The sequence below is a fragment of the Candidatus Schmidhempelia bombi str. Bimp genome (genome assembly GCF_000471645.3).
GTDB classification, from domain to species: domain Bacteria; phylum Pseudomonadota; class Gammaproteobacteria; order Enterobacterales; family Orbaceae; genus Utexia; species Utexia bombi.
Window position 1 is genome coordinate 1 of sequence record NZ_AWGA01000120.1, and the last position, 1955, is coordinate 1955.

At 38.4% G+C, this 1955-nt stretch carries 3 protein-coding genes; all 3 read right to left on the reverse strand.

Annotated elements, in window-relative coordinates:
• Window positions 1-208: 208 nt before the first annotated feature.
• The 3 genes from O970_RS09395 to O970_RS09400 all read right to left on the reverse strand — a co-directional run bounded on the left by O970_RS09395 (window position 209) and on the right by O970_RS09400 (window position 1826).
• Complete coding sequence (locus tag O970_RS09395) at window positions 209-394, reverse strand: hypothetical protein (RefSeq protein ID WP_133459440.1); 186 nt, start codon at window positions 392-394, stop codon at window positions 209-211.
• Window positions 395-600: 206 nt separating this feature from the next.
• Window positions 601-735: an ESPR-type extended signal peptide-containing protein gene (locus O970_RS10170; RefSeq protein WP_238610637.1), complete on the reverse strand. Its 135-nt coding sequence runs from the start codon at window positions 733-735 to the stop codon at window positions 601-603.
• Between the two features lie 197 nt (window positions 736-932).
• Window positions 933-1826 carry a LysR family transcriptional regulator ArgP gene (locus tag O970_RS09400; RefSeq protein ID WP_133459441.1) on the reverse strand — a complete coding sequence of 298 codons (894 nt, stop codon included), beginning with the start codon at window positions 1824-1826 and terminating at the stop codon, window positions 933-935.
• Window positions 1827-1955 lie beyond the last annotated feature (129 nt).

The window sequence follows — 1955 nt, forward strand, 5'->3', positions numbered from 1 at the left end:
AAAAGATAGGACGTGATATATTGTTCGCATAACTCTCCGATTCTGGACGAATAATCCGTATCTCTTTTGATGAATTGGGTATGTTAGGTTCATTGGGTATTGGTGAATTTGGATGCCACCATTATCTACCCAGTTACCATTTTGTCTATAGGTTTATCCCGCGCAGTTAGTACAGTTATTTAAAATTAATTTGCCACTTTGATGCATATTACCGTCTAACGATAATTGCCACATTGGTTAATAGTGCTTTACCGTAACTATTAATTAGGATTGTTCCTTTATTATTAATTTCCCTAAGCCGTTGGCTATGCCCACCTAGATTTAATGTTCCATCTTTACTAATCGCTACATTAGAGGTATTGGCTATGGCATAATCAACACCTAGCACCATCATTACTGTTCAATGAACCATTACCACCATTCCCACGGCTAATTCCACCCCGTTAACTATTTTAAACGATCGCCTTGAATTGCAATATTACCATTACCCCATTTTTTGCACTGTCAATCTCCATGAATGCCATCTAATCCCTTAGCTTGTTCCAATTGATACTCGCTGCTGTCGCTAGGGAGGGGATATGTCGTGTTTCGGCTAAAGCTTCACTTGCCTAACAATAGGCTGCTTACTATTAAGCCGATAGTTGTGGTTGCTTTTTTATGAGATTGAGTAAACCCACCAACAGCAGACCATGATTGATGTACAACACGCCAAATTAATCGATAAATAAAGTTCATCTTCCTTCCCTTAATATGTATATAACTTACTAGGAATACGCAATATTAAATTTTCATTCTGTATTGATTATCTATTTTTGTTTGGTCGATATTGAGGTAATTTGCTTTTTTGTAACGCTTATTATTACTAATTATTCGGGTTACTGGCAAGCCATTCCCCGATATTAGCGTTTAATGTTCTAGCTCCGTCCAGTTAATTAAGGATGTGAAAGTACATGACGAGTATAATCGGTTAAGGCGTTAGAAATGGATATCATCATAGTACTTTCAGGCCCAAAACGATGCCAGTATAACATGCGTCTTTGGTATAGCCCTGCGGTTAAATCAATTAATTGTCCCGTCTCTAACTCTTTTTCAACTTGTAAACGCGGGATCATACAACATGCAGAACCCTGTTTGGCTAACCCAACAAATGCTTCAGAGGAGTTAATAATGTGGCAGGTCACACTGCCTGGTGCTAAATTGAAGTTCTCTTGTAGGAAAGCTTGGTGCATATCATCAAGATGATCAAAGGCCACTGCTGGTGCTCGCAATAGCGAAGAACGGGTGACACCATTAGGAAAATATTTTTCTGCAAATTCAGGCGACGCAACAAAGATATAATCTAAAGCGCCTAATCGACTGGATAAACATCCTGGCAAGGGTTGTGATTGAATACTAATTGCCCCAACGACGGTTCCTAAACGTAACATATCTAATGTCCGTTCTTCATCTTTGACCACAATTTCGAAACGTAACGTGTTTTTATCTAATATTGGTTTTAGTGCGGGTAATAACCACGTTGCTAACGAATCCGCATTAACGGCAATCGACAATGAAAGTGGGGTATTGGTATGATCAGTATTACCTAGCCACTGGTGCTCAAGCAGTTCAACTTGATGCAATAAACCAAGTAAATGCTCACCTTGCTTAGTCGCTTTAGGAGGAATGGTTCTTACCAGTAGTTGCTGTCCAAAAAAACTTTCAAGTTGTTTGATTCGTTGTGAAACAGCTGGTTGGGTAATACATAGTTTATCTGCTGCACGTTCAAAACCCCGTTCTTTTACTACTGCATCTAATGCTTGTAAGGCTCTATAATCTGGACGTTTCATTCATACCCCTTCACTTCTGTTACGGCTTAGATACCGATTTTTCTATTTTAATAAAAAAGCATTTATAACGATTTTTTGTTACTACATTGTGTGATTTTTATTGCTCAATGGTTTACTATGCCATATCTT

Excerpts from the sequence above, each read along its gene's own strand:
- O970_RS10170 (WP_238610637.1), bottom strand. The coding sequence starts at position 735 with ATGAACTTTATTTATCGATTAATTTGGCGTGTTGTACATCAATCATGG.
- O970_RS09400 (WP_133459441.1), bottom strand. The coding sequence starts at position 1,826 with ATGAAACGTCCAGATTATAGAGCCTTACAAGCATTAGATGCAGTAGTA.
- O970_RS09395 (WP_133459440.1), bottom strand. The coding sequence starts at position 394 with ATGATGGTGCTAGGTGTTGATTATGCCATAGCCAATACCTCTAATGTA.